26 protein-coding genes and 2 pseudogenes are annotated in these 23894 nt (G+C 59.7%); 16 read left to right on the top strand and 12 right to left on the bottom strand.

Going from position 1 to position 23894, the window contains the following annotated elements; translation table 11 throughout:
• The 3 genes from J6497_RS31610 to J6497_RS31600 all read left to right on the top strand — a co-directional run.
• A partial coding sequence (locus tag J6497_RS31610) for a TraB/TrbI/VirB10 family type IV secretion system protein (RefSeq protein ID WP_225708134.1) occupies positions 1-976 on the top strand: 976 nt, incomplete at its 5' end.
• A 5-nt stretch (positions 977-981) separates the two neighbouring features.
• Positions 982-1215 carry a DUF2274 domain-containing protein gene (locus tag J6497_RS31605; RefSeq protein ID WP_225708133.1) on the top strand — a complete coding sequence of 78 codons (234 nt, stop codon included), beginning with the start codon at positions 982-984 and terminating at the stop codon, positions 1213-1215.
• A gap of 530 nt (positions 1216-1745) precedes the next feature.
• Complete coding sequence (locus tag J6497_RS31600; protein ID WP_225708132.1) at positions 1746-1955, top strand: helix-turn-helix domain-containing protein; 210 nt, start codon at positions 1746-1748, stop codon at positions 1953-1955.
• A 515-nt stretch (positions 1956-2470) separates the two neighbouring features.
• Here J6497_RS31600 and J6497_RS31595 read toward each other — a convergent pair.
• The 3 genes and pseudogenes from J6497_RS31595 to J6497_RS31585 all read right to left on the bottom strand — a co-directional run.
• Positions 2471-3487, bottom strand: a complete 1017-nt coding sequence (locus tag J6497_RS31595) for an integrase core domain-containing protein (protein WP_225708131.1) — start codon at positions 3485-3487, stop codon at positions 2471-2473.
• A 241-nt stretch (positions 3488-3728) separates the two neighbouring features.
• The gene (locus tag J6497_RS31590) at positions 3729-4007 is read right to left on the bottom strand and encodes a hypothetical protein (RefSeq protein ID WP_225708130.1); all 279 of its coding nucleotides are present in this window, start codon (positions 4005-4007) and stop codon (positions 3729-3731) included.
• 299 nt (positions 4008-4306) lie between these two features.
• Positions 4307-5131, bottom strand: a pseudogene (locus tag J6497_RS31585) (transposase); the annotation flags it as partial.
• Between the two features lie 341 nt (positions 5132-5472).
• Here J6497_RS31585 and J6497_RS31580 point away from each other — a divergent pair.
• From J6497_RS31580 to J6497_RS31570, 3 genes are all read left to right on the top strand, one after another.
• Positions 5473-6285 carry a nickel-binding protein gene (locus J6497_RS31580; RefSeq protein ID WP_225708129.1) on the top strand — a complete coding sequence of 271 codons (813 nt, stop codon included), beginning with the start codon at positions 5473-5475 and terminating at the stop codon, positions 6283-6285.
• An 820-nt stretch (positions 6286-7105) separates the two neighbouring features.
• Complete coding sequence (locus J6497_RS31575; protein ID WP_225708128.1) at positions 7106-7543, top strand: hypothetical protein; 438 nt, start codon at positions 7106-7108, stop codon at positions 7541-7543.
• Between the two features lie 22 nt (positions 7544-7565).
• Positions 7566-7892, top strand: coding sequence for a hypothetical protein (locus tag J6497_RS31570; protein WP_225708127.1), 327 nt, complete (start codon positions 7566-7568; stop codon positions 7890-7892).
• A gap of 103 nt (positions 7893-7995) precedes the next feature.
• Here the strand turns inward: J6497_RS31570 and J6497_RS42205 are convergent, their stop codons facing one another.
• From J6497_RS42205 to J6497_RS31540, 6 genes are all read right to left on the bottom strand, one after another.
• Entirely contained in the window at positions 7996-8280 is a 285-nt protein-coding gene (locus J6497_RS42205) for an integrase core domain-containing protein (protein WP_225708126.1), read from the bottom strand.
• Between the two features lie 69 nt (positions 8281-8349).
• A complete protein-coding gene (locus tag J6497_RS31560) occupies positions 8350-8583 on the bottom strand; it encodes a hypothetical protein (RefSeq protein ID WP_225708125.1) in 234 nt (77 codons plus the stop codon).
• Positions 8584-8936: 353 nt separating this feature from the next.
• Positions 8937-9116, bottom strand: coding sequence for a hypothetical protein (locus J6497_RS31555; RefSeq protein ID WP_225708124.1), 180 nt, complete (start codon positions 9114-9116; stop codon positions 8937-8939).
• Between the two features lie 76 nt (positions 9117-9192).
• A complete protein-coding gene (locus J6497_RS31550; protein ID WP_225708123.1) occupies positions 9193-9459 on the bottom strand; it encodes a hypothetical protein in 267 nt (88 codons plus the stop codon).
• Positions 9460-9762: 303 nt separating this feature from the next.
• Entirely contained in the window at positions 9763-10257 is a 495-nt protein-coding gene (locus tag J6497_RS31545; RefSeq protein ID WP_225708122.1) for a DUF3455 domain-containing protein, read from the bottom strand.
• A 194-nt stretch (positions 10258-10451) separates the two neighbouring features.
• The gene (locus J6497_RS31540) at positions 10452-11069 is read right to left on the bottom strand and encodes a hypothetical protein (RefSeq protein ID WP_225708121.1); all 618 of its coding nucleotides are present in this window, start codon (positions 11067-11069) and stop codon (positions 10452-10454) included.
• Between J6497_RS31540 and J6497_RS31535 the strand changes: the two genes are divergently transcribed.
• The 4 genes from J6497_RS31535 to J6497_RS31520 all read left to right on the top strand — a co-directional run bounded on the left by J6497_RS31535 (position 11068) and on the right by J6497_RS31520 (position 13208).
• A complete protein-coding gene (locus J6497_RS31535; RefSeq protein ID WP_225708120.1) occupies positions 11068-11502 on the top strand; it encodes a hypothetical protein in 435 nt (144 codons plus the stop codon). The two genes, J6497_RS31540 and J6497_RS31535, sit on opposite strands and share 2 nt — an antisense overlap.
• A gap of 79 nt (positions 11503-11581) precedes the next feature.
• The gene (locus tag J6497_RS31530) at positions 11582-12073 is read left to right on the top strand and encodes a cupin domain-containing protein (protein ID WP_225708119.1); all 492 of its coding nucleotides are present in this window, start codon (positions 11582-11584) and stop codon (positions 12071-12073) included.
• Positions 12074-12226: 153 nt separating this feature from the next.
• Positions 12227-12601, top strand: coding sequence for a hypothetical protein (locus tag J6497_RS31525; protein ID WP_225708118.1), 375 nt, complete (start codon positions 12227-12229; stop codon positions 12599-12601).
• Positions 12579-13208, top strand: coding sequence for an amidohydrolase family protein (locus J6497_RS31520; protein WP_225708117.1), 630 nt, complete (start codon positions 12579-12581; stop codon positions 13206-13208). Before J6497_RS31525 ends, J6497_RS31520 begins: the two co-directional genes overlap by 23 nt.
• A 371-nt stretch (positions 13209-13579) precedes the next feature.
• Here J6497_RS31520 and J6497_RS31515 read toward each other — a convergent pair whose 3' ends face one another.
• The gene (locus J6497_RS31515; protein ID WP_225708116.1) at positions 13580-14215 is read right to left on the bottom strand and encodes an NrsF family protein; all 636 of its coding nucleotides are present in this window, start codon (positions 14213-14215) and stop codon (positions 13580-13582) included.
• Positions 14199-14807: a sigma-70 family RNA polymerase sigma factor gene (locus J6497_RS31510; protein ID WP_225708115.1), complete on the bottom strand. Its 609-nt coding sequence runs from the start codon at positions 14805-14807 to the stop codon at positions 14199-14201. The genes J6497_RS31515 and J6497_RS31510 overlap by 17 nt, the downstream gene beginning before the upstream one ends.
• A 375-nt stretch (positions 14808-15182) precedes the next feature.
• On the opposite strand from J6497_RS31510, the gene J6497_RS31505 reads away from it, so the two are divergent.
• From J6497_RS31505 to J6497_RS31480, 6 genes and pseudogenes are all read left to right on the top strand, one after another.
• Entirely contained in the window at positions 15183-16256 is a 1074-nt protein-coding gene (locus J6497_RS31505) for a type III polyketide synthase (RefSeq protein WP_225708114.1), read from the top strand.
• 4 nt (positions 16257-16260) lie between these two features.
• On the top strand, positions 16261-16998 hold the full coding sequence (locus J6497_RS31500; RefSeq protein ID WP_225708113.1) for a methyltransferase domain-containing protein: 738 nt from the start codon (positions 16261-16263) through the stop codon (positions 16996-16998).
• Positions 16995-18113 (top strand): NAD(P)/FAD-dependent oxidoreductase, encoded by a 1119-nt coding sequence (locus J6497_RS31495; RefSeq protein ID WP_225708112.1) that lies wholly within the window; start codon positions 16995-16997, stop codon positions 18111-18113. The genes J6497_RS31500 and J6497_RS31495 overlap by 4 nt, the downstream gene beginning before the upstream one ends.
• An 86-nt stretch (positions 18114-18199) precedes the next feature.
• A complete protein-coding gene (locus tag J6497_RS31490; protein ID WP_376708300.1) occupies positions 18200-19759 on the top strand; it encodes a DHA2 family efflux MFS transporter permease subunit in 1560 nt (519 codons plus the stop codon).
• Positions 19760-19920: 161 nt separating this feature from the next.
• Positions 19921-20346 (top strand): annotated as a pseudogene (locus tag J6497_RS31485) (alpha/beta fold hydrolase); the annotation flags it as partial.
• Positions 20347-20924: 578 nt separating this feature from the next.
• Positions 20925-21422 carry an integrase core domain-containing protein gene (locus J6497_RS31480; RefSeq protein ID WP_225708111.1) on the top strand — a complete coding sequence of 166 codons (498 nt, stop codon included), beginning with the start codon at positions 20925-20927 and terminating at the stop codon, positions 21420-21422.
• 242 nt (positions 21423-21664) lie between these two features.
• Here J6497_RS31480 and J6497_RS31475 read toward each other — a convergent pair whose 3' ends face one another.
• Entirely contained in the window at positions 21665-23497 is a 1833-nt protein-coding gene (locus J6497_RS31475) for a tetratricopeptide repeat protein (protein ID WP_225708110.1), read from the bottom strand.
• Positions 23498-23894: the final 397 nt, after the last annotated feature.

The following is a 23894-nucleotide window of genomic DNA, read 5'->3' as shown; positions in this document are numbered from 1 at the left end:
CGAGAACGAGAAGAAGGCGGGGGTGGCTGGCGCGTCTGAGGCCGGCTTCCGCACCAATCCGGAAGAGGATGCCGAGCGGGCAGAGCGGATCCGGCAAGCGCGCATCGCCCAACAGGCAAAGGAGTCGGGGTTGTTTTTCCGGCTTTCGGAGAAGCAGGAGAAGCGGAAACAGGCAAGTACGGCGGACGTTGCGGCCAACCCAGCGTCTGCCTTCCGTCCGCCGGCTGCCGATGCATCGTCGTCTGCTGCCGAGTTGGCACAGACGACGCGGGCAATGGTTGACCGCTCCGGCGAGATCGTTCCCTCATCTCAGGCGCGGAAGCTAGCCTTTGTCGGAGCGAAGGCCGACACCGAGACCACCAATCCTCATGCTCTTGTGCCGGCACCGTCCACCTACGCGGTGATGGCGGGATCGATCATTCCGGCGAGTCTTGTGACGGGTCTGAATTCAGACTTGCCCGGCGCCACCATCGCTCAGGTCACGGAAAACGTCTATGACACGGTGACGGGCGAGCATCTGCTGATCCCCCAAGGAACGCGGCTCGTCGGCAAGTACGACAGCGTCGTGGCTTTCGGCCAGAAACGGGCACTTGTGGTTTGGTCACGATTGATCCTACCGAACGGCAACTCGATCGTGATCGAGAACCTGCCGGCCACCGATGTCGCTGGTTATGCCGGCCTTGAGGACGAGGTTGATTTCCACACCTGGCAGTTGCTCAAGGGCGTGGCCCTGGCGACCCTGATAGGGGTGGGGACCCAGCTTTCGATCGGCAACGACGAGAGCGATCTGGTCAAGGCGCTGCGGGAGAGCACGCAGCAGACGACCAATCGCGCCGGGCAACGGCTGGTCGAGCGAGAGCTGGACGTGCAGCCGACGATCACGGTGCGGCCCGGATGGCCGCTGCGGGTGATTGTTTCGAAGGACCTGATGTTGAAGCCCTATCAGGAGGTTCAAACCGCGGCGAAGGGAAAGTGAGTGACATGAAGCTTGCGAAGCTTCCCGATCGGACGCCGGTCAGGATGAATATTGTACTGACGCCCAGCCTTGCGAAGCGGCTGCGCGAGTATGCTGATTTCTATGCTGAGACGTACGGCAGCCGGGAGGAGGTCGCGGAGCTGATACCGTTCATGCTGGAAGCATTTCTTGATAGTGACGTGGGGTTTAAGAAAGGGAAGAAAAGAGCTGACGATGCAAAGTCTCCGGCAAACGATTGATGGGATTCGATACGACGGTACTGAGCTAAGCCCCGGTGCACGCCTGCGCGAGTGCGGTTCTCACGTATTCGATGGCTGACTCCAGTGATCTCAAGAGCCCATGCAGTTCGCTTGTCGATGCTTCCTCTAGTCGAAGGTTATCCGGGCGAACTGTCTCTGAAACCAAACGATCTATTGAGGTGACCGAACGCGATCTCAACAAAGCCAATCCAGATGAGCCGACGATTTGAGACACTATTTCGCCGGATGGACTAACTGTGCTGACTAAGTCTAGGCCGGATGCGATTTCCTGCTCAAGTACATGAACGGGAAGTTCAACACATGCCAAAACGTAGTCCATCCCTTTAGCCCGATAACCAATGCGAAAGGACTGCCCGTCAGGGGAAGCATGGCTTAGGGAAACGCGGTCGACGAACGGTTCAACCGACGGAGCTTGCTCATTGACCATCCGAAACACCACACATCAAGTGCCCCTACAATACCTAGTATACTAGGTGGAGATCAAGTGACGTTTAGTGCCGTCATGCCGCATGAAGTTGCGGCGGGTGGTAGCCAATAACATTCGGACTCTACGACGGAAAGGCGGCCTTTCCCAGGAGGAATTGGCTGATCGCGCTGGTCTGAATCGCAACTATATCGGAATGATCGAGCGCGAGGAAAATTCGCCGACAGTTGACGCTCTCGAACAAATTTCGGACGCGCTTGGGATTGACCCTGTTGTCCTATTCCAGAACCGCTAGCAAAAGCAGAGCCTCCTCCTCCCCTTGCAGGGCGGCGTCACGTCAATATTCCCGCGTGTCAACTTTCCACGCCGCTACTGACACTTTGTCCGGTGGGACAGCGTCCATCTGATATTCAAATCCTGCCCGATGTCCGAATGCCGTCAACGGGCTTTGATGAAAGAACGGGCGGCGCAGCACCCGACTCCGAAAAGTCCCTCGGTTTATCTCCGTGTCTGTCAGCAAACGCGGGATGGTCCCGGAGGTCGGTCGCTCAAACGTATAGAGAACAACTGTCGAGTTCGAAACGAGCGCTTAGCGCGATGCCACCCTATGCTGGGCTTCTCCTGATATCGAGAACGTTGGGAGAACAGAGCGCGGTTCCAAGATGCCTAAAACTTTAGCGATCTCATCTATATATAGCGGTTCGAAATAAAATGTGCAGCACATCTTGCGCCTTCGAAGTTGCCACCCATGTCAATAGATGTGCGCCCATCCGACCTTCAATCGAGGGTGAGGGTGTGTATACCGAAAACCTAAACACGGGCGTAGCGGTGGTGAAGTCCGCCCAGGATGGCGCGTGAATCGATCACACCGGTTCGCTGAACCAGGCGGCAGACCGGCGAATCCTTGTCCAAGGATCGATGCGTTCTGACACGCTTGTAATAGTCCGCATAGCTTCGCAGGATTCGGCGCAGATGCGCCTCGCCTAAGACAATGATGTGGTCCACACACTCACGCCGGATCGATCCGATCAGCCGTTCGGCAAACCCATTCTGCCAGGGCGCGGCTGGTGCGGTAGGCTTGTCCCGGATGCCCATGGCTCGCAATCGGCGCGTGACGACGCTGCCATAGATCCGGTCGCGATCGCGGATGAGGTAGTGCGGAGCCTCATCCCAAGGAAATGCCTCCGTGATTTGATGTGCCACCCATTCGGCCGTCGGATTTGCGGTGACGTTGATCCAGACGAGATCTCTGCGGCCGAGCCGGACGATGACGAAGACATAGAGCAGGTCGAAACCGATCGTTGGAACAACAAACAGGTCCATGGCGGCAATGTCCGGCGCGTGGTTACGCAAGAACGTCCGCCATCCCGGGCTTGGTGGGCAGCGTCGTTTGACCATGTACTTCGCGACGCTCGACTGCGCGACCTCAAACCCGAGCTTGAGCAGTTCGCCATGAACACGCGGAGCTCCCCAAAGCGGATTCTCCATACTCATCTGCCGGATCAATACGCGCAGCTCGGTGTCGATCTGCGGCCGCCCTCCCAGTGAGCGCGACTTCCAACGCCAGTAGCGGCGAAAGCCGGCCCGATGCCAACGCACGAGCGTCTCAGGCCGAATGATGGTGAGGACGTGCAGGATTGACGGAAACCAGCGATACAGCTGAATGAAGAACCAGCGATCCTGGTTCGTGAGCCGGACGCGACCATGCAACCTCCGCCGCAAGACAATCAATTGATGTCGCAGCACCGCGTTCTCCGCTTCGAGCCGCAACTTCGACTTGAACGGCGAGGCGAGGACGGCCAGAACGAAACAAAGCAGCCCGATCATTCCGCCAGCTTAGGCGATTCCAATACGTCATCAACACGGATTAGGTTTTCGGTACACCCAGGCGAGGTGCAGCGCGGCTATTAGGCTCCAACGGACAGTCCGCACGCCGGGCGTGATAAAGATCTGACGGGTGAGCGAGCAAAGAAGTTTTCTCATGAATGTACGGTCATTCGCGTCAGCAGCAAAAAGGCCCGGCACACATTACGTTGCCGAGCCATTCCTTTTGCCTCGAAGATAGAGCTTACTTCTTCTTAGTCGCGGTGGAAGTACCGGTTGTTGTCTGATGGCCCGGCGCGTATTCAGAGGCACCCGGTCCGGTAGATTTCGCTCCGGCCTTCTTGGCGCTCTTCATCTTGTGGCCCGGTGTATATTCCGAAGCGCCCGGACCCGTGGACTGCTGGCCGGTTTCCTGTGCTTTCTGCATCTGCTCGCCGGGAGCGCTCTTCGTGGTCGGCGACTGCGCGAACGCAGACGAAGCGAACAATATGGTGCCGGCGACGATCAAGGATTTCTTTAACATCCGATTTCTCCGCAGTGGTGGATGGGCGCCAGTCAACGTTTCAAGAATTCCACACGTTCCATTAAAAGGAGAACAGGTACCTGAACAGCCGTTCAGGTAGGCGTCGCGGGCCCACGAACCAGCTCGGGCGGCGGCTCGTGGCAAAGCGCCTAACTCCTTGCGATGTCCCCAGTTGGCCCGAATGCGAAGTCCGGGCTGTTTACGAGAATGTCTGGTTGGCAGGGATTCCGTTGAAAAAAGCCGACAGTAGTTTCGTCGCGACCACTGGCTGTTCCGCGGACGAGTTGGCTTGCTGGGCCTCACGCGGGCGTCAGCGCAGGCATCGGGATCAGCTTGGCTATCTTACGAAGGTTCTGAGCGGTGGCAGCGAGGATGAACTCGTCACGCGCGCCGTTCGGACCCCTTAGTCGCAGCCGATCGAGCTTGAGAATGCGTTTGAGATGCGCGAACAGCATCTCGATCTTCTTCCGAAGCCGGCGCGAAGTGCGGCCCTCCCATGATCTTGCGATCTCGCGCGCCATGTCGCGAGCACCCTCGTAGATCGAGCGCGGCACTTTCCGGGCGGGAGTGTTGGGGCAACACCTGCTTCTCAGAGTGCATGCTTGACAATCGTGCTTGCTCGCACGGTAGAGGATCGTCGCATCATCGTTTACCGGCGTTCCTGTGGTGGTGAGGATTTTGCCAGCGGGGCAACGATAGACGTCCTCGGCATGGTCATAGGTGAAGTCCCCGCGCGAGAAGGTCCCATCGGCGCGGGCCGACTTGTCGAAGACGGTCACGTGCGGCTCGATCCCATGCTCGTAGAGCAGCCACCCGAGCATCTCGGCCGAGCCATAGGCGCTGTCGCCGAGAATCCGGCCCGGATAAAGGTCGAACCGTTCGAGCGAGCGTTGGATCATGCGCTTGGCGGCCAACACTTCCGCCTGGCGGATCGCCGTAGTCGCCTCGACATCGACAATGATGGCGTTCTCGACGTCGACCAAGTAGTTCGTCGAATACGCAAAGTAGGCTTGTCAGCCATGCGCGCCCGTCCAGCGCGCCGCCGGATCGGAGGGCGACACGAACTTCGGCGTGACCTCGGTCGCAGCACCGAACGCGGCATCGTCAAGAACGGCAAGGTACTCCGAGAACTCATAGAACAACGCAGCCTATTCGACTTGCCGATGCCCCATCATGACCTTCAGTCCTGCCAATTAGACAGACTGAATCACTGATATCTCTGCGTCGCAATAGCCGCCCTTTTCAACAAAATCCAGGTAGACCGGACATCGTGCCGCGGCGGCTGCGACAGCCGGTTTTGGACCCAAAGCGGCCATTACGCGCAGGAACTGTCCCGGCTTGGGCTTGCGACTGCCCCTCCAAAGCTTTCGCCCAAGCTGTTATGTTAAATGGCGCTCTCGGCGAAACACCAGACTTGGCGCAGATTTCAATCGCGTCCGTCTGAAGAACGGGTGGAGCAACGGCAGTGCCAATTTTTCTCGACCGACACGATCTCTCCGGCCTGACAGCTTCCGATATCGCGGAGGCACACCGAAAAGACTTGGAAGTGCAGGGGCAATACGGAGTTCGTTTCTTGACGTATTGGTTTGATGAATCGCGCGGTACGGGCTTCTGTCTCATTGACGCACCAGATATCGAAACTGCGATGCGGGTTCATGACGAAGCTCACGGCGACGTGGCCAAAGATGTGATCGAAGTGGACCTCTCAGCCGTCCAGGCGTTCTTGGGGAGAGTGTCTGATCCAGAACCGAGCGGCGAGGCAAATAACGTCACATTCGATTCGGCCCTGCGGGCCATTATGTTCACCGACATCGTCGGCTCTACCAGCATGACAGAGCGTCTTGGCGATGCACGGTCTGTGGAGATGGTTCGGGCACATGACGCGCTGGTTCGCCGCGCATTAAAGGACAAAGGTGGGCGTGTGGTGAAGCACACAGGTGACGGCATCATGGCATGCTTTTCGGACGCGACGGCCTCCGTGCAATGCGCCCGCGCCATCCAGCAAGCGTTTGAAGCCTTCAACTTAGCAAGTAAGGAGAAGCTTCGAGTGCGAATTGGTATTGACCTCGGAGAACCGATTGCGGACAGCAACGATCTTTTTGGTGCGACCGTTCAACTGGCTGCTCGTTTATGTCAGTTGGCCGAGCCCGATGCCATTCTTGTATCAAGTGCCGTTCAGGATCGGATCCGAGATCGTTTGCATGTCATAAACATTGGTCTTTGCCATCTCAAAGGCTTCCCGCAGCCCGTTGATGTATACGGAATCGAATGGCGTTAAACCCTGCGCTGCGATGAGATATCGAATGGCCCAACTCGGAGTGCACCAGGAAAGCTGGCAAAGAATAGGAGGTGAAAGTCCCCCACGAGGAAGGTTTAGCCAACCGCCCCGACCCCGAGTGATGCGCGGCGTCCCGCGAGGGCCGACGTGAAGCGTTCACAGGGGAGACCACGGGCCAAATATTGAGCTGCGAAACGGGTCTAATTCCGAGGTGCCGATCTTATTCTGAGAAAGAGAAGGCAACATCGTCCCATGGCGAATGGCTTGCATGGGACGAACCTCGCGCAGTCGGAGACCTTGTGCACGTGGAGAAGTTCTTTGCACGGAACCTGGGAGGTCTCATCCATGCCCGGCCTTGTGTGCCGGGCCGGCTCGGGAAGGCGACAAGCCGCACGCCGAGCATGTACGTGGATGAGAAGTCGGATGAGGCCATAGTACCTGCGAAGCGACTGAACAAGGGGAGGCAACTCTCGGCGGAAGTCGTGGAGGGAAGGGCCTCACCCAAGGGGAACAGCCGTCAGGCGGCCGCGGTTCGGACACTGAGCCGAAATGCCGCGTCGATCCGAATGATGGCTGCGCGTCGGGCGACGAGCGTGACTAAATCGTTCATCGCACGACGTCTGACCCGAGGGAGGAGCCCGGTGCGTTAGCAGCGCACGCCGGGATCTGTGCGGGGGGCGAGGAGAAATCCTCGTCCCTACCGCGACCCTCTATTGAGGTCTGCTATTGCGCCGCTATCAGGACCTCATACGCCCTGATCTGCGGCGCGAGGTTGGCGCCGAGAATGACCTCAGGGCGGTAGGCCGAGATCTCGACTAGCTTGCTGTCGCAGGCTATGCAGATCCGCCAGAGTCCCGCCCATGGTCACGGCATCGTGCGGGAAAAGCTGCCGGCACTGGAATCGTGGTGGAAGAAAACCTATGGCTACGGATTTGAAGGATTCACCGACAGCGAAGCCAAATACCTCGCCCGATTCAACTCGGTTGATGCCGTCCGAGATCGAATCGCTCCGGCAGGAGGTGCACAGGAGGGACGCTCAAATGCGCGCGATCATAGCGGCCCGGAAAAAGCAAAAGGCGGCGGAGTAGACGCCTCCCACATCGATGATGGTGATCAGCGGCCACTCGGGGTGGCTGTACTCGCGGCGCTTCATGGGCGTAGCTTTCGGTTGCGGCGGTCGAGGACGGTGCAGGCGTTGTTGATCTGGTCGAGGTACTTGGTATGTGTACCGAAAACCTTATCCGAGTTGATGAGGTGACGGAATCGCCTAAGCTGGAAGAATGATCGGGCTGCTCTGTTTCGTTCTGGCCGTCCTGGCCTCGCCATTCAAGTCGAAGTTGCGGCTTGAAGCTGAGAACGCGGTGCTTCGACATCAGTTGATTGTCTTGAGGCGGAGGTTGCATGGTCGCGTCCGGCTCACGAACCAGGATCGCTGGTTCTTCATTCAGCTGTATCGCTGGTTTCCGTCAATCCTGCACGTCTTCACCATCATCCGGCCCGAGACACTCGTGCGGTGGCACCGGGGGCCGGCTTTCGCCGCTACTGGCGTTGGAAGTCGTGCCCACGGGGAGGGCGACCGCAGATCGATACTGAATTACGGGCGCTGATCCGGCAAATGAGCATCGATAATTCGCTTTGGGGAGCGCCGCGCATCCACGGCGAACTGCTCAAGCTCGGGTTCGAGGTCGCGCTGTGTGTACCGAAAACCAGCTACACCCGAACGTAGTGGTGGTGAAGACCGCCGAGGATGGTGTGTGATTTGATACTTCCGGTCCGCTGAATCGGGCGAACAAGCGGCGCGTCTTTGTCCAACGACCGGTGCGTTCTTACGTCATTATAATAGACGGCGTAGCATTGCAGGATCCGACGCAAATGCATCTCGCCCAAAACAATGACGTGGTCCACACACTCACGCCGGATCGATCCGATCAGCCGTTTTGCAAAGCCATTCTGCCAGGGTGAGGCCGGCGAGATAGGCTTGTCCCGGATGCCCATGGCACGCAGTCGGCGTCTGACGACCGCACCATAGATCCGATCACGGTCCGGAATCATGTAGCGCGGAGCCTAGTTCCAGGGGAATGCCTTCGTTATTTGACGCGCGACCCATTCGGCGTTCGGATTTGTTGTGACGTTGATCCAGACAACGTCCCTGCGGTCCAGCCGGACGATGACGAAGACATAGAGCAGGTCGAAACGGATCGTTGGAACCGCGAACAGGTCCAGGGCGGCAATGTCCGGCGCGTGATTGCGCAGGAAGGTCTGCCATCCCTGGCTGGGCAGTCCCCGCCGCTTGACCATGGCATGATTCGAGGCTCCCGGTTGGGAGCTTGGATCACGGCCCTACTACCGACCTCAACACGGCCTGCTTGTTGCTTGTCGCCAGCCCGGCCTCGAACGTCCGCTTTCGGGACCACGCGGAAGTTGGCCAGGACAAAAACGTGCTGACTCGGTCGAAAATGACCCACAAGAGACATACACGAGGCGCAGCATTGTCTAGCAGTGCGGATTGGTATGCTCTCGTATATGACCGCCCGCGGCAAGTGCGACCGGGCCGGAGCAGAGCTGCGGTGATGGCTCTCTCACACAGAGGAGTCCGGTCTTGCCGCTGACAACGGCGAGCCAGATTAGCGCTTCACCGAGACGGGTCATCGCTAATCGATCGGCATCGGAGTGATCGCGACACCGTAGGCGAAGATCAGGGCTAGCACTACGGCTGCGGCGTATTCCCACCATCGCAGCGGCCTCTCTCTCACGCACCGTATGGCTGCCACGATAACGCCGCAGACAATGATGCAGGCCACAATCAGGGTGATGAAGTCTGTGAGTCTCATCAACGCTTCCAGCAGCCACTTACGAACAGCAGGAGACCGATGATCGCGGTGGCCATCAGGAATGGGGTGAGTGCGATCATCGCAGCTTCCCCTTTGCCAAATCGTATTGGTCGAACACGATCTCCAAGCTCGTTTCGCCCTCGATAATGATGTCGCTGTCGAGGGCAGGGATCGCGCAGCCAGCGCGCTCGACTTCGATGCGAGCGGGGTTGAAGTCTTCCTCTAAAAAGTCGGCGGCCATGTGCATGGCGTCGATCATGTCCGAAGCGTTGAACATGAAGAGCAGTTGGCGTTCGTCTTCGATGACGTACCAAATCCTGTAAGCAAAACGTTCGCTGGCCATTGTTGCCTCCGGAGTTGTTCGCCTGATGCCATGCGCGCGTTGCAAGACAGCGGCTAGGTCTGCGGGAACCACCAGGGTCGGCCCTGGGAGGTGAGTTTGCCTGCGGTTGCCCAGTAGCCGACTGAGCCGCTAACGTTCGCTTCCAGATGTACAGCGAACCGAGTGTCGGGTAGGCCGTAACGTCAGCTTATGACTGCATTCTCCGGCGATCCTTGAGAATGGCGAATATGTCCACCTCTCAATAATGCATGGGCGCTGGTTCTCGCCTGGCCGCGCAGCGCCGAGCCGCTACTGCGAACATAATCACTTGTAGAAGATGTAGTCAGCCGTGTAACCGACCCGCCGCTCAGTTCCGGGCCTCGGACACGCGCCGGTTGGGCCGACGCCTCCGGAGGTGTTGACCCGTTGCACGAAATGCGCGCCGGCAAGCACGCCCGATCCTGAGGATTCTGTCGACAATAGCAGCCAGGAGATTGCGTCCGCCTTCGGAGCGGGCTCGCTTGCTAAAATCTTGCCGACGATCTTCGAGCCATCGGGAGCTTCCCAGGTCGGACCGGCATAGTGCTTGGCGAACCATCTACCCTGCGCGTCGATAAGCTCGGCCTCAGGAGCCTTGAAGCCCCATTCGTTTGCACCCCCTTTGGCGCCGCAGACGTATATCTGAACGCCCTTCGCGGCGTACTTTCCGATCAGCAGGCTTTCCTGCGGAGGCACAAGTTTGGCCGGAATGTCCTGAGCGACCGCAGAACCCGCGAAAAGCGCAAGAACAGCAAAGGAGCATAGCGAGCGGGTGAGCATGGAGTTGTCCTCCTCGCAAGTGCAAGGTGTTCGATGTTGCGGGCTGTCGTCCCCTTCGGTTCCTACTCACGTCGGCGACGATGGCCGTCCGACCCGGCCAGATGGTTCCGCCTTACTGAGACGATGCACCGAATAAGGTCGCCTCCAGCTGCGGCGGCATTCCGTAGACACTTTGACTGGTTAGCGAATGCGGCTCACATCGGCGGCGTGATGCCGTCACGACCGGCCAGAACGCGTTTAGACAACAGAGTGCCATCGCTCTGCTTTGCGACGAACGCAATGATCCTGACGCCAGCCTTCAGTTCGCTCCTGGTGCCATCCACAAAATCGACGATCGGCGTATCTGGTGAAACGACGACTTTCTTTTCGCCGTTCTTGTATTTGACCGTGAGGGACTTGCCATCGTTGGCATCGACTTCCTGTGCGACGGTCGCATTGGTCATCGTGCTGTTCGGGCGCAAGTCATACTGCCGAAAGCCCTCGGCGGTGCCACGCGCTGATTCAGGAAAAATATGGATAGCGATCGCCTTCTGGCTACCATCGGCCAGGGGCATTCCGGTGACGCCGATGTAGGAGCCGGGCTTCACGTCGGCGAGCGTGGTCTTGACGAGACCGGTGACGACCACGTCGTTCGCCAGGCCGATCTTCTGTGTTGTGCCGTCGCGCGCAGTGACGGTGAGGTTGTTGCCCTCGACGCGTTCGATGGTTCCACGGATCCGGGATGGTCCTTGCTGCTGCGCGGCGGCAGGAACAACGTTCAGTAGAGCGCACGAGATAGTGGCAACGAGTAGCTTTGCAGTGATGTTGCGCATGGATGTCTTTCCGCTGGGCTGGGAAGGCGGCGCCTGTTCAACCCCTGCTTTGAAGATCGGGTTTGATCGTGTTGTCGAGTTTGGACACCGCGTACCAGGGCGGCTTCAAGTGTCACGCATTCGCAGTAGTTCGCCTGGCGAAAATCGCTGCGACAGTGGATCCCTGTTCAACGTAGAGGGCCGCTGCCTTTTTGCGGCCGATGCCATCGTCAAACAATTGAGCAAAGAGTCCGCTTGCGGGCGATGCTGCGACTATCCCGGCTTCTTCATCGATCAAACTCCGTGGTTGATTTCGGCTGGAACGTTACCTTCCCTAGAACAGTTCGGCCGAAGGGTACGCAGCGCAACACCGTCACGGATTAGTGACACGGCCTCATGCAGAAAAAAACTACCGCGTACCTGTATGGATTCGTTTAATGACAACGAAGTGTAGGATGTGAACTAGCGAGAATATATCTGGTCGGACGCTATGCGTGCCGAGCGTCAGTAGCGGAACAGGTAGGTAGAACGAGATGAATCAAAAAGATCGTCCGAACAACTTTTCAAACAGTCCGCGTGAGGACGAGTGGTCGGAGGTTACGCGCGGAGAACGCTATCTCATCCGCACAAGTTCAGAAGACACGGACGGTGCCTATTCGATGCTAGAGATTGTCGCGGACCCCCGAAACGGTGTGCCCATGCACGTTCACGATAATGAGGAGGAGCACTTCATTATTCTGGAGGGTAGAGCATTCATCGCGAATGGAGACAGTCGAGTGGAAGTCGGTGTCGGTTCGTCCATCACCATCGGCAGAGGCGTACCTCACGCCTGGTGCAATCTTTCGGAAGACGTTCCGCTGCGCATGCTGGTGCTCTTCAGCCCCGGAGGACTCGAAGAACTGTTTCGAAGGAACGCAGGGACTGAGCCCGCCGACATGATCGCCCTGGCCGAAAAATTCGGCACCCGGATCACGGGCTCTGCGCTGTTCGACAACCTTTACACGATCTCGTCGCCCCGTCCGTGAGGGCGGCGTCAAGTTCGGTAACGCTTGCTTCAATGAAGGTCCCACCCTAGTCGACCGGCCCTGCGGGCGTACTTATGCACGTCCAATGGATCCGCGTGAGATCGCGCCTCGTACCAGGTCGATATTGGCATGGCAATGCTCTGGAAAAGCTACATGACAAGCGAATTCGGCCGTCATCAGTCCGGTAGCTGCACCTGCTGTTATTTGTCGCGGCGGGGCTTCGTCGGCGGCGCCGCCGCGCTTGGGTTGACGACCGCCTTGTCCGCGAAGCTATCAGCAGCCGCACCGACCGCAACGCTGATCGACACCCATCACCACTTCTTTCCACCGGCCTACCAGAGGGCGTGGCTCGAATGGGAAGATGCACGCAAAGTTCCGCACTTCCTCTCTCAGGTTGCGTGGTCCAAAAGCAAGGCGATCGAACAGATGGACGAGGCGGGCATCCGAACTGCGGTGTTGTCGATCGCTTCGACCCCCGGGCGTCTGGTTCGATCTCGATGCCGAGATGGCCAGCCAAATGGCCCGTGACTGCAATGACTATGCCGCCGAATGGATGCGCGAGAAACCCGGCCGCTTTGGACTGTTCGCGACTCTGTCGATGATCGACATCGACCGAACGCTCAAGGAAATTGAATATGCGTTCGACACATTGAAGGCAGACGGCATCGGCCTCCAGTCGCGCTACGGTGACAAGTGGCTGGGGAATCGCAAATACGAGCCGGTGTTCGATCAACTCAATCGGCGGGGCGCCGTCGTATACGTTCATCCCCTCGTTGCCAACTGTTGCGGCAACCTTAGCGTCGGCACATTTCCTGCGGTCATTGAAGTTCCACACGACACGACGCGATGCGTCACCAGCCTCCTGCTCGCCGGCAGCTTTGCACGCTGGCGCCAAATCCGGTGGCTATTCTCGCACGCCGGCGGAACAATCCCGATGATGGCGGGTCGTATTGACGCCTTCTATGGGAAACGCCCGAATTCGAAGGAGTTCGCGCCCGAGGGAATCATCGGCGAACTGCGGCGGCTCAATTACGATACAGCCAACGCGACCAGCGCGCCGACGATGGCGGCTCTGACCAAGCTCGTGCCCACGTCTCAAATCACCTACGGGACCGATTATCCCTATTTGGATTAGGTCAATTCAAGGATTTGGAAGAGGTTGATCTGTCCGTGACCGAATTGGGGTCCATCGGCAGCGGCAATGCCACGCGCCTCATTCCGCGACTTCAAAACTAAGCGCACGGAACAACTGCAACTCCTGGGCGCGCACTTCCGATGCTATCCGCTGTCCGCCTGCGGCTGCTCGGCCGGGCGGTCAGGCCTTTAATTTCCGACGCCGGACCCTCGGCAAACTGCTCTGGCTGCTTATCCCCGAGGGATGGGAAACTGGCGCACTCAGTCGGACAGAAGCCCGGCAATGCTGCGGTGCTCGAAGATCAAGCGAATCGCTGCGCCCGCGGAGCAGTTCGGACCCAAGTTGTAGCGACACCGACTCAGCGCCCCATCTCACCAACGCAGGACACGGTGCCCCGCGACGGCGCCAATGGCCGCCATGATGGCGCAGGCCACTGCGTACCAGATCGCGACGAAAGCCATGCCGTCATTCTTGCAGGCGACCGTATAGGCCAGGGCGCCGACAGACGCGGCAAGCACTCCAATGACTGCTCCCGCAAAGAGAGGCTGCGTCGGCGCGCCTCTCCGCATGACGACGAGGAAGGTCAGGATCATGGCTGGCAGCGAAAGAAAAAGAATGGAGCCCACGCAGAGGGCAACGGCAGTGTTGGTCCTTCCCATGATCGGAGAAGCGGTTGGATCGAATATGACGCCCAAAGCCAGCAAAATGACCGCTGGCAATATAGTGTATAGCGCGGTCGCTGACGCGCCGGGCGTCGCGGCATAGAGCGCCACGACGGACGACCCGACCACCAATGCGACCGTGTAGGCAAGCTTGAACGCGAACGGCAGGCGGACCGCCATATCGGCGAAGTCTTGGCGGATGCCGATGACCGAAAAGACAAGAACGAGCGCGCAGGCAAGTGACGCGGCGCCGGTGATTGCAAGGACGGCCTGGAGGGAAGCGCTGCTCCGCGGCCTGCCAGCCGCGCTCGCAAGGGAACGAATGAGATCATCGGTTCTTGTCATGCTCGTCTCTTGAGGGTGGTTCGATCGCCGGACCAGGTTCTGCAGCGCCCAGAAGGCGCCTGATCGCGCGGTGCAGCGTCATCCGAACTGCGCCCTCGCTGGTCGCAAGGCCCCGGGCGACATTGCGGACGGATGCGCCTTCGATCGCGATCGCGCGGACGATCTTGCGTTGACTGACGGGCAACACGGCAAGATGCCGATCCACTTCCCACGTTGAGCAATTGGCCTCGTCGGCGGGCGACTCGACCATTTCGAGCCAATCCACAAGGGGCAGATCGACACGCCGCCGCGTGTCACGTCGGCGCTGGCGCATGAAGTCGATGAGCTTGTAGCGAGCGATCGCGTGCAACCATGGCAGGAACGAGCGCGCCGGATCCCACGTATCCCGCTTGCTGTGCAAGCCGATAAGTATCTCCTGGACCAAATCTTCAGCCTCATGCCCGCCGAGTCCCACGCGAGCGAGACGCGGCGCAAGCGACCGACGCAGCGCAGTCGCAACCTCTTTGAGCATGCGCTCATATGCGACGGCTTCGCCGCGCCGCTCGGCGCGCATGGCCTCCGCCCAGCGCTGCTCGCGCTCTTCTACGGTCATCTATTCGGCTCTCGCCATCCCACTCTTACAGACTCCACAGGTATTATTTCGCCCGCGAAATTCGGGTCACAGCTGCGTGAGATAGTTGCGGAAGCCACAATTCGCTCGAATGCCTCATAGGAGCGCAATGGTGCAATGGTTCGGCCTGCTTGGCCGTTTAACGCCTATGGAGCAGCCAAATAACTAGGCAATTTTGTGAGCCCACGTCGGGCTACTGATCCGCCCCGGGCGCGGTGGCTTTCTAACGGTTCAAGGAACCGGATCGCAATCGTGACAAGACGGGTCTCATCGCCAGGCGCAATGATCCCATCGGCTGGTGTTTCTCATCCGCGCGGCGCTCACCCATCGCGGCGGTCTCGAACGGAGAACTGCACCTTGCACACAGCATACGTCAATCGCGTCGCGACGGCGGTGCCGCCCCATGACGTTCATGATGCCTTTCGCAGGTTCGCACAGTCGCTGCTTGACGACGACCGACGCAATTCGCGCCTCTTTCAGCGCATGGCCGATAAGTCGGGAATTGAGCACCGGTATTCGTGTCTCGCGTCCAGCGAGTTGACGGAAGATGACCGCGTCCGTAGCAAAGGCTTCTATCCGCGCAGCAATTTCCCCGACACGGCAGTGCGGATGCGGCGGTTCGAACAGCACGCGCCGGCGCTGGCGGAAGCCGCGGTCGATCGTTTGCAGCTTGGAGCGGAGCGCGACCGCATTACCCATCTGCTGATAACCTGTTGCACCGGCTTCTCCGCACCTGGCCTCGATCTCGAACTCATCGAGCGCTGTCGGCTTCCGAGCACGGTCGAACGTACGACAATCGGATTCATGGGCTGCTACGCCGCCATCAATGCGCTCAAGCTCGCGCGTCACATCGTTCGCTCGGAGGCATCCGCGCGAGTGCTGATCGTCAACCTTGAGCTTTGCACCCTGCACTTAAAGGACACGACCGACCTGGAGCAAATGCTATCGTTCCTTCTGTTCGGCGACGGGTGCGCGGCATCTATCGTGAGTGCGGATCCCATCGGCGCCGTCCTCGACAGCTTCCACGCCGTGCTGGTGCCCGGCACCCGCGGGCTGATCACCTGGAATATCCGCGAAGCCGGTTTCGACATGGTGTTGTCGGGAGCCGTCCCTGCCGCAATCCATGACGGCTTACGCGAATACGGAAGCGAAATTCTTGCCGGGGCATCCGTCGCTTCGATCGATCTTTGGGCCGTGCATCCCGGTGGCCGCACCGTACTCGACGCGGTCGAGCGCGCTCTCGGCCTGGCGCCGGCGGCGTTGACGTCGTCGCGCGATATCTTGCGCCGCTATGGCAACATGTCCTCTGCAACCGTCATGTTCGTCCTCGATAACCTGCTCCGCTCGGGCGCGCGGGGCCGTACCGGCTGCGCGATGTCGTTCGGACCCGGATTGATCGCGGAGACTATGCTGTTTCGGACTGCGGCCTGATCCCATGAACACGTTCCCCAAAACAAAGGCGGCCCCGCGCGATCTGTCTCGACGCAGCGCCGAGTCTGAATGGCTCGACGGTGCCGATGCAAGCGCCCAAGAGTTGGCACTGGTGCTGCGCGATCTCGCCCGTTTCAATAGGGTGATGCTTGGGCATTGGCCGGTGATCGATTGGTTGCGCCGCGCCACCAAGGACGCAGGCAGGGAAAGAGCGCTGACCCTCGTTGATGTCGGCTGCGGCTATGGCGATCTGCTGCGGGCAATCCGGCGCTGGGCGCGCAAGCGCGGCTTGACGATCAGGCTCATCGGCCTCGACCTCAACCGCGAGACCGTCCGCATCGCGCAAGCGGTCACCGACGATGCCGACGAAATCGACTATTGCGTAGTGGACGTATTCGATTTCGCGCCACCTGCGCCGATCGACTTGGTGGTTAGCAGCCTGGTCACGCACCATATGTCCGACGACCTGATCGTGAAATTTCTACGCTGGATGGAGGGGACGGCGCGCAAGGGTTGGCTGATCTACGATCTGCAACGCCACCCGGTGCCTTATTATTTCATCGGCGTCATGGGTAAGCTGACGCGACTGCACCCAATGGTGATTCATGACGGCCGCATTTCCGTGGCCCGTTCGCTAACCCGAACGGAATGGCTTATGCGAATTGACGAAGCCGACATCGCACGCAATGCGGTGCGGTTGCGCTGGTTCCTGTTCCGCTTTGCCATCGGGCGGCTGCGATGACACGGACCGAAATCGTCATCATCGGGGGCGGCCCAGCAGGTAGCGCAACGGCCTCTGGTCTGGCTGCATTGGGTCGCGACGTCGTGCTGATCGAGCGCACGGCTAAGCCGCACAACAAAGTATGCGGCGAATTCCTCAGCGTTGAGACGCAGGTGCAGTTGCGGCGGTTAGGCCTCGATCCGTCGGCGCTCGGCGCGGTGCCGATCGAGCAGGTGGCGGTCTATTCTTCCAGCCGCAGCGTGACTTCAGCGCTGCCATTCCGCGCACTATCCCTATCGCGCTATCGGCTCGACCATGCCCTGCTGCAAGGCGCGCAAGACAGCGGCGCAAGATTGAAACGCAACGCGGCGGCGAAGTCGGTGACGCCGGCTGGCTGCGGATGGAATGTACTTTGCGATGACGGTGAGACGATCTATGGCCGCCATATCGTGTTGGCGACCGGGAAGCTGGGTCTGCGCGGTGTCGACGACTCGCGCGACGGCTCCCTGGTCGGCCTAAAGATGCATCTGCGGCTGTCGCCCGTAGCCCGCCGCGTGATCGAGGGCCAGGTGGAACTCTTTTTCCTCGACGACAGCTATATCGGTCTCGAACTGATCGAAGACGGCATCGCCAACCTTTGCCTCGTGCTGCCATGCGCCACCGTGGCCTGGCTTGGGCCCGGCTGGCCGGCCCTGCACGTCTATTTGGCCTCGGTGCTCCCCAGCTTGCGCGAGCGGCTGGCGGGCGCCGAACCGCTCTGGGACAAGCCGCTCGCCGTGGTCTGTCCCGCCGGCGGGCATCTTCATCGGGAACGGGGACTCGCTATCTATCGCGTCGGCGACCAGCTCGCCCATATCCCGCCATTCACTGGCGACGGCCTCGCCATCGCGCTCGCGTCCGCGGCGCTGGCGGTCGACCACATTCGGCTCGGCCGTCCGCCCGACGTCTATCTGGCAGCGGCGCGGCGACTCACGGCCGTTCCCATCCGGTTGGCAAGCATCATCTCCGGCCTCGCCAGGAGCAGCGGAGGGCGCAATTTGATGTTGGCGGCGGCGGCCTGCGCGCCCGGCCTGATCGGGACCATCATCCGGCGAACCCGGTTGACGCTCCCGCAGAGGGACTTTGAGGCTGACTGAATGAGCGCACATCGCGACTTGGCAATTCGTCCCTCTTCATGTCGACAACCATGCCCGTTGGCGCTCGCCACGCCGTGCGGAAAGCTATGACGGTGGCGCGCACCGAATTGGCCCTGACGGCGATCAGAACATGGGTCGGCTTTGGTTTGATGTGCCTTGGCATGTTCATGGCGATCCTCGACGTCCAGGTCGTCGCAACGTCGCTGCCGACCATCCAGAACGCCCTTGCGATCTCTCCTGAGGCGATGAGCTGGATCCAGACGTCCTATCTGATCGCTGAGGTGATCGCCATTCCGCTCACTGGCTGGCTCACGCGTACGCTTTCGATGCGCTGGCTATTCGCCGCCGCCATCGCTTTTTTCACATTGGCATCGATCGGGTGTGCTGCAAGCGATAGTTTCGCGATGCTGGTTTCGTTTCGGGTGGTGCAGGGATTCGCCGGCGGAACGCTGATTCCGTCAGTATTTGCCGCAGTATTCATCTTGTTCCGGCCGCGCACGCAGGGCATCGCAACGACGATTGCTGGAATCATGGCGGTGCTCGCGCCCACGGGCGGACCTGTCGTCGGGGGCTGGATTACGCAGGTGTATTCCTGGCATTGGCTGTTTCTGATCAACGTCGTTCCGGGGCTGATTGCTTGCGTCGTGGCGCCAACCCTCCTGCCTCGGGAAGATACAAACTTCGAAGGAGCCACACTCGACGGCTTATCTCTGTTTCTAATGGCGGCCGCGCTTGCATGCCTCGAGGTCGGGCTCAAGCAAGCGCCGCGAGATGGATGGTTCTCCTCCATCTGCATAAGCTTGTTTTCCCTTAGCGCTCTCACCGGCGGGTTCTTTGTTTGGCGAACGTTACGAGCCGCCCATCCCATTGTGCAGCTATCCACATTCAAGGATCGTTCTTTCGCAATCGGTTGCGTGTTGAGCTTTTGCTTGGGAGTCGGTCTGTTCGGTTCCGTGTATCTCATGCCGGTTTTCCTCGCGTTCGTCCGGGGACACGATGCATTGGAAATCGGTTCGACCATGCTCGTCACCGGCGTCGCTCAGCTTGCGATCGCGCCACTTGCAGTGGCGCTGGAGCGCCGAATTGACGCAAGAGTGCTGACCGGTCTGGGCTTTGCTCTGTTTGCACTTGCATTGGGCCTGAGCACATTCGAGACACGAGACACAGACTTCAGCGAGATGTTCTGGCCGCAGGTCATTCGAGGCGTTGCAATCATGTTTTGCCTGTTGCCGCCGACGCGTTTGGCGCTGGGAGCGCTGTCCGAAGCGGAAGTGCCGGATGCGAGCGGTCTATTCAATCTTATGCGTAATCTGGGTGGCGCGATTGGTATCGCACTGATCGACACGATTCTGTACGGACGAACAAGCATCCACGCGGACGCCCTCCGAGGCCGGCTCTTAGCGGGAGACATGACCACCGCAAAAGCAATTGGATTGGACCCAAGATTGTTCGCGAGCGGACTATCCGGTTCGCTAACGCCAAACGCAGAGGCCTACGTGCGGCCAATGATCGAAAAGGCTGCTTTTGTCTTGAGCGTCAATGATGCATGGGCGATGTTGGCAGCGTTCGCGTTGCTGGGCGTATTGCTTGTGCCGTTGGCGTGGAGAGCAGAGCAGGCGTCAGCAATAGCGATAAAAGCAAACTGAAAGAAAGAGAACTCGAAAGCATAGTCTCAGAGATAATCTGGCCAAAGCCATCCAAATTTATAGCTCCACAATCTCATATCTGCCCGGCACGGACTCATTTTCCACGTCGCCAACCCAAGCCCTCCCATTCGCCAGCTCGCGACTACGCAAAGGGAACTTCCATGAATAGCCAAGATGACCTTGAGCAGAGGTATCCAATCAATCGACGTACTTTCGTGAGCATGGTGGCTGCCGGGGCGGCAAGCGCACTTGTCCAGGGCACCACAGCCGCCGCGCAGCCCGCCCCGAAAGCCCGAAACGTCGTCCTGGTGCACGGACTATTCGCCGACGGGTCAAGCTGGTAGGTGATTGCACGATTGCAGGCAGCGGGACTCAATGCCACGGCCGTGCAAAACCCACTGACAACGCTGCCTGAAGCAGTAGCCTCGGCCGAGCGTGCGCTGGCGCGACAGGATGGTCCGACCGTCCTGGTTGGACATTCCTTCTCTGGAATGATCGTGACCGAGGCTGGAGTTCATCCGAACGTGTCGGCTCTGGTCTATGTGGCGGCGCGGGCGCCGGATGCGGGCGAGGATTACACCGCCCTTGTCCCTATCGTAAATCCAATCCGCTGGCAGTTGTTCGAGAATCGGGCGATGCTGCTGCTCGATGTTTGATTTGTGCAAACTGATCGTTGGGACAGTGATCGATCTGCTGCGGTCGCGCGCAATGCTCGAGGCGGAAATTTTGATGCTGAGGCAGCAAATCAATGTGCTGCGGCGTGCCAATCCCAAGAGGCTTCGATTTGCGTCGATTGACCGGCTGATATTGGGAGGTATCTGCCGGCTGTTTCCCAAGATGTATGATACACTTGCAATTGTCCGACCCGATACCGTGATCCGCTGGCACCGCGCCGGTTTCAGATCGTATTGGCGCTGGAGATCGCGACGCTGTTGCGGTCGACCAACGGTGTCGATGGAGATTCGCCGGCTGATCCGCGAGATGAGCCTCGCCAACCCATTGTGGGGAGCACCGAGAATCCATGGCGAGCTTCTCAAGCTCGGCATCGACATTGGCCAGACCAGCGCAGCCAAGTATATGGCGCGGAGGAGGGGCCCTCCCTCGCAGGGGTGGAAGACGTTCCTTCGCAACCATGCGGATGGCATTGTCGCCATGGACCTCTTTGGTGCCGATAATCTCGTTCCGGCTGCTCTATGGATTGCTGATCATGGGCCACGGCCGGCGGCAGATCCTGTGGGTTGCAGTAACCACGCACCCGACGGCCGAATGGATCGCCAATCAGCTGACGGAGGCGTGTGGCTGGGAGCAAAGCCCGCGTTACCTGATCCGGGACCGCGATGGCGCCTACGGCGAGATATTCCTGCGTCGGGTTAGATCCATCGGTATTCGAGACCGCCCGACGTCTCCGCGTTCACCCTGGCAAAACGCCTACGCCGAACGGCTGATCGGCTCGATCCGCAGGGAATGCATTGATCATGTCGTGGTGTTCGGAGAACGCCATCTGCGCCATGTCCTGCTGTGCTACATGGACTATCATAATCGCACGCGCACTCACTTGGCGTTGAACAAGGACGCGCCGATATCACGCGCCGTCGCGACAGCCGGACGCATTATCTGCCATCCGATCCTGGGCGGACTGCATCATCAATATGGCAGGATTTGATTTGCGGTAGGCACAGGTCTCATCGAGGACCCCGCTCACGTCCGGTTCGTCAATGCCCTCATCGTTAGTCTGGTTGCACTCGCATGGCACGCCGGCGCCGCACTGACATCGCCGGATGTGAATCGGCGTGGGGTCCGGGTGCCGATCGGCGTTACAAGCGGTTGATCGACTTAGATTCTGTCGGTCAATGTTCGGCGCCGTTTCACACTTCAGGGCTCAGACCGTGATACCGATGCGGAGCTTCAGAGATTTGAAATCTGCAAAAGCCTGCGGTCGCCGATCCAGGTTCTGGTAAGATCAGCCTCGGCCTTGCGCACCGCGGTCGTGTTGCCGCGTGACTTATACAGCTCCGCCAGTCCGTAGTACGACCAGCCGTTGGCTGGCGCGCGACTGAGCGCACGCTGAAACTGTCTCTCCGCGTCAGCGTAGCGGCCTGCCTGCAGCAGAGCAGCAGCAAGAGACTGTCGGACCGGATAGTACCAATAGGGGGGTTCGGTGTAGGGCAGCGCGTCCTGTAGTGCAGCCGCTCGGTCGAAGCGCACGATGGCGGTGCGGTAGTCGCCCTTAGCCTGGGCCACGCGCGCCAAAATCAGTGTGCGCGCGATGCGAAGCACCTCCTGCGCCGGGACGTTTGACTCCTTCAGTAACTTGAAATCTGCATTGCGCTCTAGCCTGTCGATTGCATCGGCGGCGGCCGACGCGCCCGCGAAGTCACGGCGCGCTACGAGAGCTACGCCGCGCATGTAGAGCCACACGGCCTTGACATAAGGGACGGCGTCTCCAGGATCGGGCAGTGCCAGGATAGTCTCAGGCGTGCTGAACTGCGCATGTGCGAAATAAGGTGCCGCCTTGACTGGCTGTGCTATGGCAATACCATGGGCCATCTCGTCTGGAATGAGCTTGCGGAGCTTCTCCGCGGCGGCGATCACGGTCTGACCGTCGCGGGCCATCTGCGCCGACGCCATCACAAAGTGCACGTTATGCGGATAGTAGCCGAGCCTATAGACGCCCATCGGTGCGTTAGTGTCTGACAGGTATTTCTCATCGACCTTGACCGCAGTCTTGTTGTCTTCAAGCGCGTCCAGATAGCGACCTACCCGATAGTAGATGTGACTTGGCATGTGCACGAGATGGCCTGCATCGGGGATCGCGCCGCGCAGTCGATCAGCATACGGCTCGGCGCGCTTGGGCCGGTCCGAAGCCTCGACGGCATGGATGTAAAAGTGAATTGCGCCGGGATGATTTGGATTGCGAGCCAGCACGCGCTCTAGTATCGGCACAATTGGCACGCTTTGCGGGTTCGGTTCGCGGCCGCCGGGCTTCCAGTAGTCCCAGGGGCTGAGATCCATGACCGCCTCGGCATACAGTGTGGCGATTTCGTCATCGTCGGGGAATTCCGTCGCAACCTTCGCCATTTCCGCCGCGTAGGCTTTGTCGAATGGCGCGCGGGCACCTTTTGGATCGCTCCCGTAGCGCACTGTGAGAGCGCCGATCATCGCCTGCTCGCGCGGGCTCGCTTTGCCGGCGAGCGCCTTCGCCCTTTGTGTGGCAACGTAGGCGGGCGCGACCGCGTCCTCCTGCATCGGAAGATTGATGTTGGGACCGAGCACCAGCGCCTCGCCCCAGAAGCACATCGCGCAGTCAGGATCGAGCTTTTGCGCCATGCGGAACGCGCGCTGCGCCTCGCCGTGATTGAACGCATAGGCAAGACGCAGGCCTTGGTCGAAATAAGCCTGGGTGCGGCCGTTTGCGGTCGTGATCTTGTAAGAAACAGAGCCGAGACCGTCCCACAATGGCGGCTCAGTTTCCGCGAATGCCGGCGCGGAGCTGGCTGCGCTCATCTCGGCGCGTGGCACTTCGGTCTGCGCTAGGCGAAGCATCAGGTTCGGCGAGCCGGTTGCGGTCGGCGCGCGACAGACCGGAAACTCCGGGCCAACGAATGTTGGTGTATCCACGACGGTTACGCCCGCGCCTGCAAGAGTAGCGATGTTCCCGGACAGCAGTGTCAGTACAGCGCCGCCGAGCGCCACAACTCCCGCGGAAACCAGCGTTTGCGATCGCGTCAATGCCGCCATGTCGGGCTCCAAGATCGGACTGAAGAGAAAATCTGACTAATCTGATTTCCGGGTCGAACTGGGCCGGGATCGAAGAACATCCCTGAACGCGAATTTTGCGACCTTTCCGACCCTTCTGCAAGACACCTGCAAATGTTGGCGACGCTGCAGACACTTGACCGTCGGCGAACGGCGCCTCTGAGCGGTGTAGCGGCGCTGCACATTTGCGCTTGAGGTCCAAACGCTGCGCTCGCCGAAATGTCCGTTTGGTGGCAACCGGACTCGATTTCTGTCAACCGGCTGTCAACCGCGTCAACCTTGTCAACCTAACTTTTCGGACGCGGATCGCCGCGATGCGAACTCCCCGCGCATCCGGCCCAAGGATGCCACGGATAAAGAAGCTCGTGCTCCGCAATCC

It is taken from the genome of Bradyrhizobium cenepequi (genome assembly GCF_020329485.1).
GTDB classification, from domain to species: Bacteria; Pseudomonadota; Alphaproteobacteria; order Rhizobiales; family Xanthobacteraceae; genus Bradyrhizobium; species Bradyrhizobium cenepequi.
This window is presented reverse-complemented; position numbering and strand designations above follow the sequence as displayed.

What these genes read in the sequence shown, in the direction of transcription:
- J6497_RS31500 (WP_225708113.1), top strand. Translation starts at nt 16,261, where the DNA reads ATGAACACGTTCCCCAAAACAAAGGCGGCCCCGCGCGATCTGTCTCGA.
- J6497_RS31555 (WP_225708124.1), bottom strand. Translation starts at nt 9,116, where the DNA reads ATGAGACTCACAGACTTCATCACCCTGATTGTGGCCTGCATCATTGTC.
- J6497_RS31530 (WP_225708119.1), top strand. Translation starts at nt 11,582, where the DNA reads ATGAATCAAAAAGATCGTCCGAACAACTTTTCAAACAGTCCGCGTGAG.
- J6497_RS31595 (WP_225708131.1), bottom strand. Translation starts at nt 3,487, where the DNA reads ATGATCGGGCTGCTTTGTTTCGTTCTGGCCGTCCTCGCCTCGCCGTTC.
- J6497_RS31525 (WP_225708118.1), top strand. Translation starts at nt 12,227, where the DNA reads ATGACAAGCGAATTCGGCCGTCATCAGTCCGGTAGCTGCACCTGCTGT.
- J6497_RS31560 (WP_225708125.1), bottom strand. Translation starts at nt 8,583, where the DNA reads ATGGTCAAGCGGCGGGGACTGCCCAGCCAGGGATGGCAGACCTTCCTG.
- J6497_RS31535 (WP_225708120.1), top strand. Translation starts at nt 11,068, where the DNA reads ATGGATGTCTTTCCGCTGGGCTGGGAAGGCGGCGCCTGTTCAACCCCT.
- J6497_RS31600 (WP_225708132.1), top strand. Translation starts at nt 1,746, where the DNA reads ATGAAGTTGCGGCGGGTGGTAGCCAATAACATTCGGACTCTACGACGG.
- J6497_RS31520 (WP_225708117.1), top strand. Translation starts at nt 12,579, where the DNA reads ATGGCCAGCCAAATGGCCCGTGACTGCAATGACTATGCCGCCGAATGG.
- J6497_RS31495 (WP_225708112.1), top strand. Translation starts at nt 16,995, where the DNA reads ATGACACGGACCGAAATCGTCATCATCGGGGGCGGCCCAGCAGGTAGC.
- J6497_RS31550 (WP_225708123.1), bottom strand. Translation starts at nt 9,459, where the DNA reads ATGGCCAGCGAACGTTTTGCTTACAGGATTTGGTACGTCATCGAAGAC.
- J6497_RS31570 (WP_225708127.1), top strand. Translation starts at nt 7,566, where the DNA reads ATGATCGGGCTGCTCTGTTTCGTTCTGGCCGTCCTGGCCTCGCCATTC.
- J6497_RS31540 (WP_225708121.1), bottom strand. Translation starts at nt 11,069, where the DNA reads ATGCGCAACATCACTGCAAAGCTACTCGTTGCCACTATCTCGTGCGCT.
- J6497_RS31490 (WP_376708300.1), top strand. Translation starts at nt 18,200, where the DNA reads ATGACGGTGGCGCGCACCGAATTGGCCCTGACGGCGATCAGAACATGG.
- J6497_RS31605 (WP_225708133.1), top strand. Translation starts at nt 982, where the DNA reads ATGAAGCTTGCGAAGCTTCCCGATCGGACGCCGGTCAGGATGAATATT.
- J6497_RS31475 (WP_225708110.1), bottom strand. Translation starts at nt 23,497, where the DNA reads ATGGCGGCATTGACGCGATCGCAAACGCTGGTTTCCGCGGGAGTTGTG.
- J6497_RS31590 (WP_225708130.1), bottom strand. Translation starts at nt 4,007, where the DNA reads ATGTTAAAGAAATCCTTGATCGTCGCCGGCACCATATTGTTCGCTTCG.
- J6497_RS42205 (WP_225708126.1), bottom strand. Translation starts at nt 8,280, where the DNA reads ATGGGCATCCGGGACAAGCCTATCTCGCCGGCCTCACCCTGGCAGAAT.
- J6497_RS31510 (WP_225708115.1), bottom strand. Translation starts at nt 14,807, where the DNA reads ATGACCGTAGAAGAGCGCGAGCAGCGCTGGGCGGAGGCCATGCGCGCC.
- J6497_RS31545 (WP_225708122.1), bottom strand. Translation starts at nt 10,257, where the DNA reads ATGCTCACCCGCTCGCTATGCTCCTTTGCTGTTCTTGCGCTTTTCGCG.
- J6497_RS31515 (WP_225708116.1), bottom strand. Translation starts at nt 14,215, where the DNA reads ATGACAAGAACCGATGATCTCATTCGTTCCCTTGCGAGCGCGGCTGGC.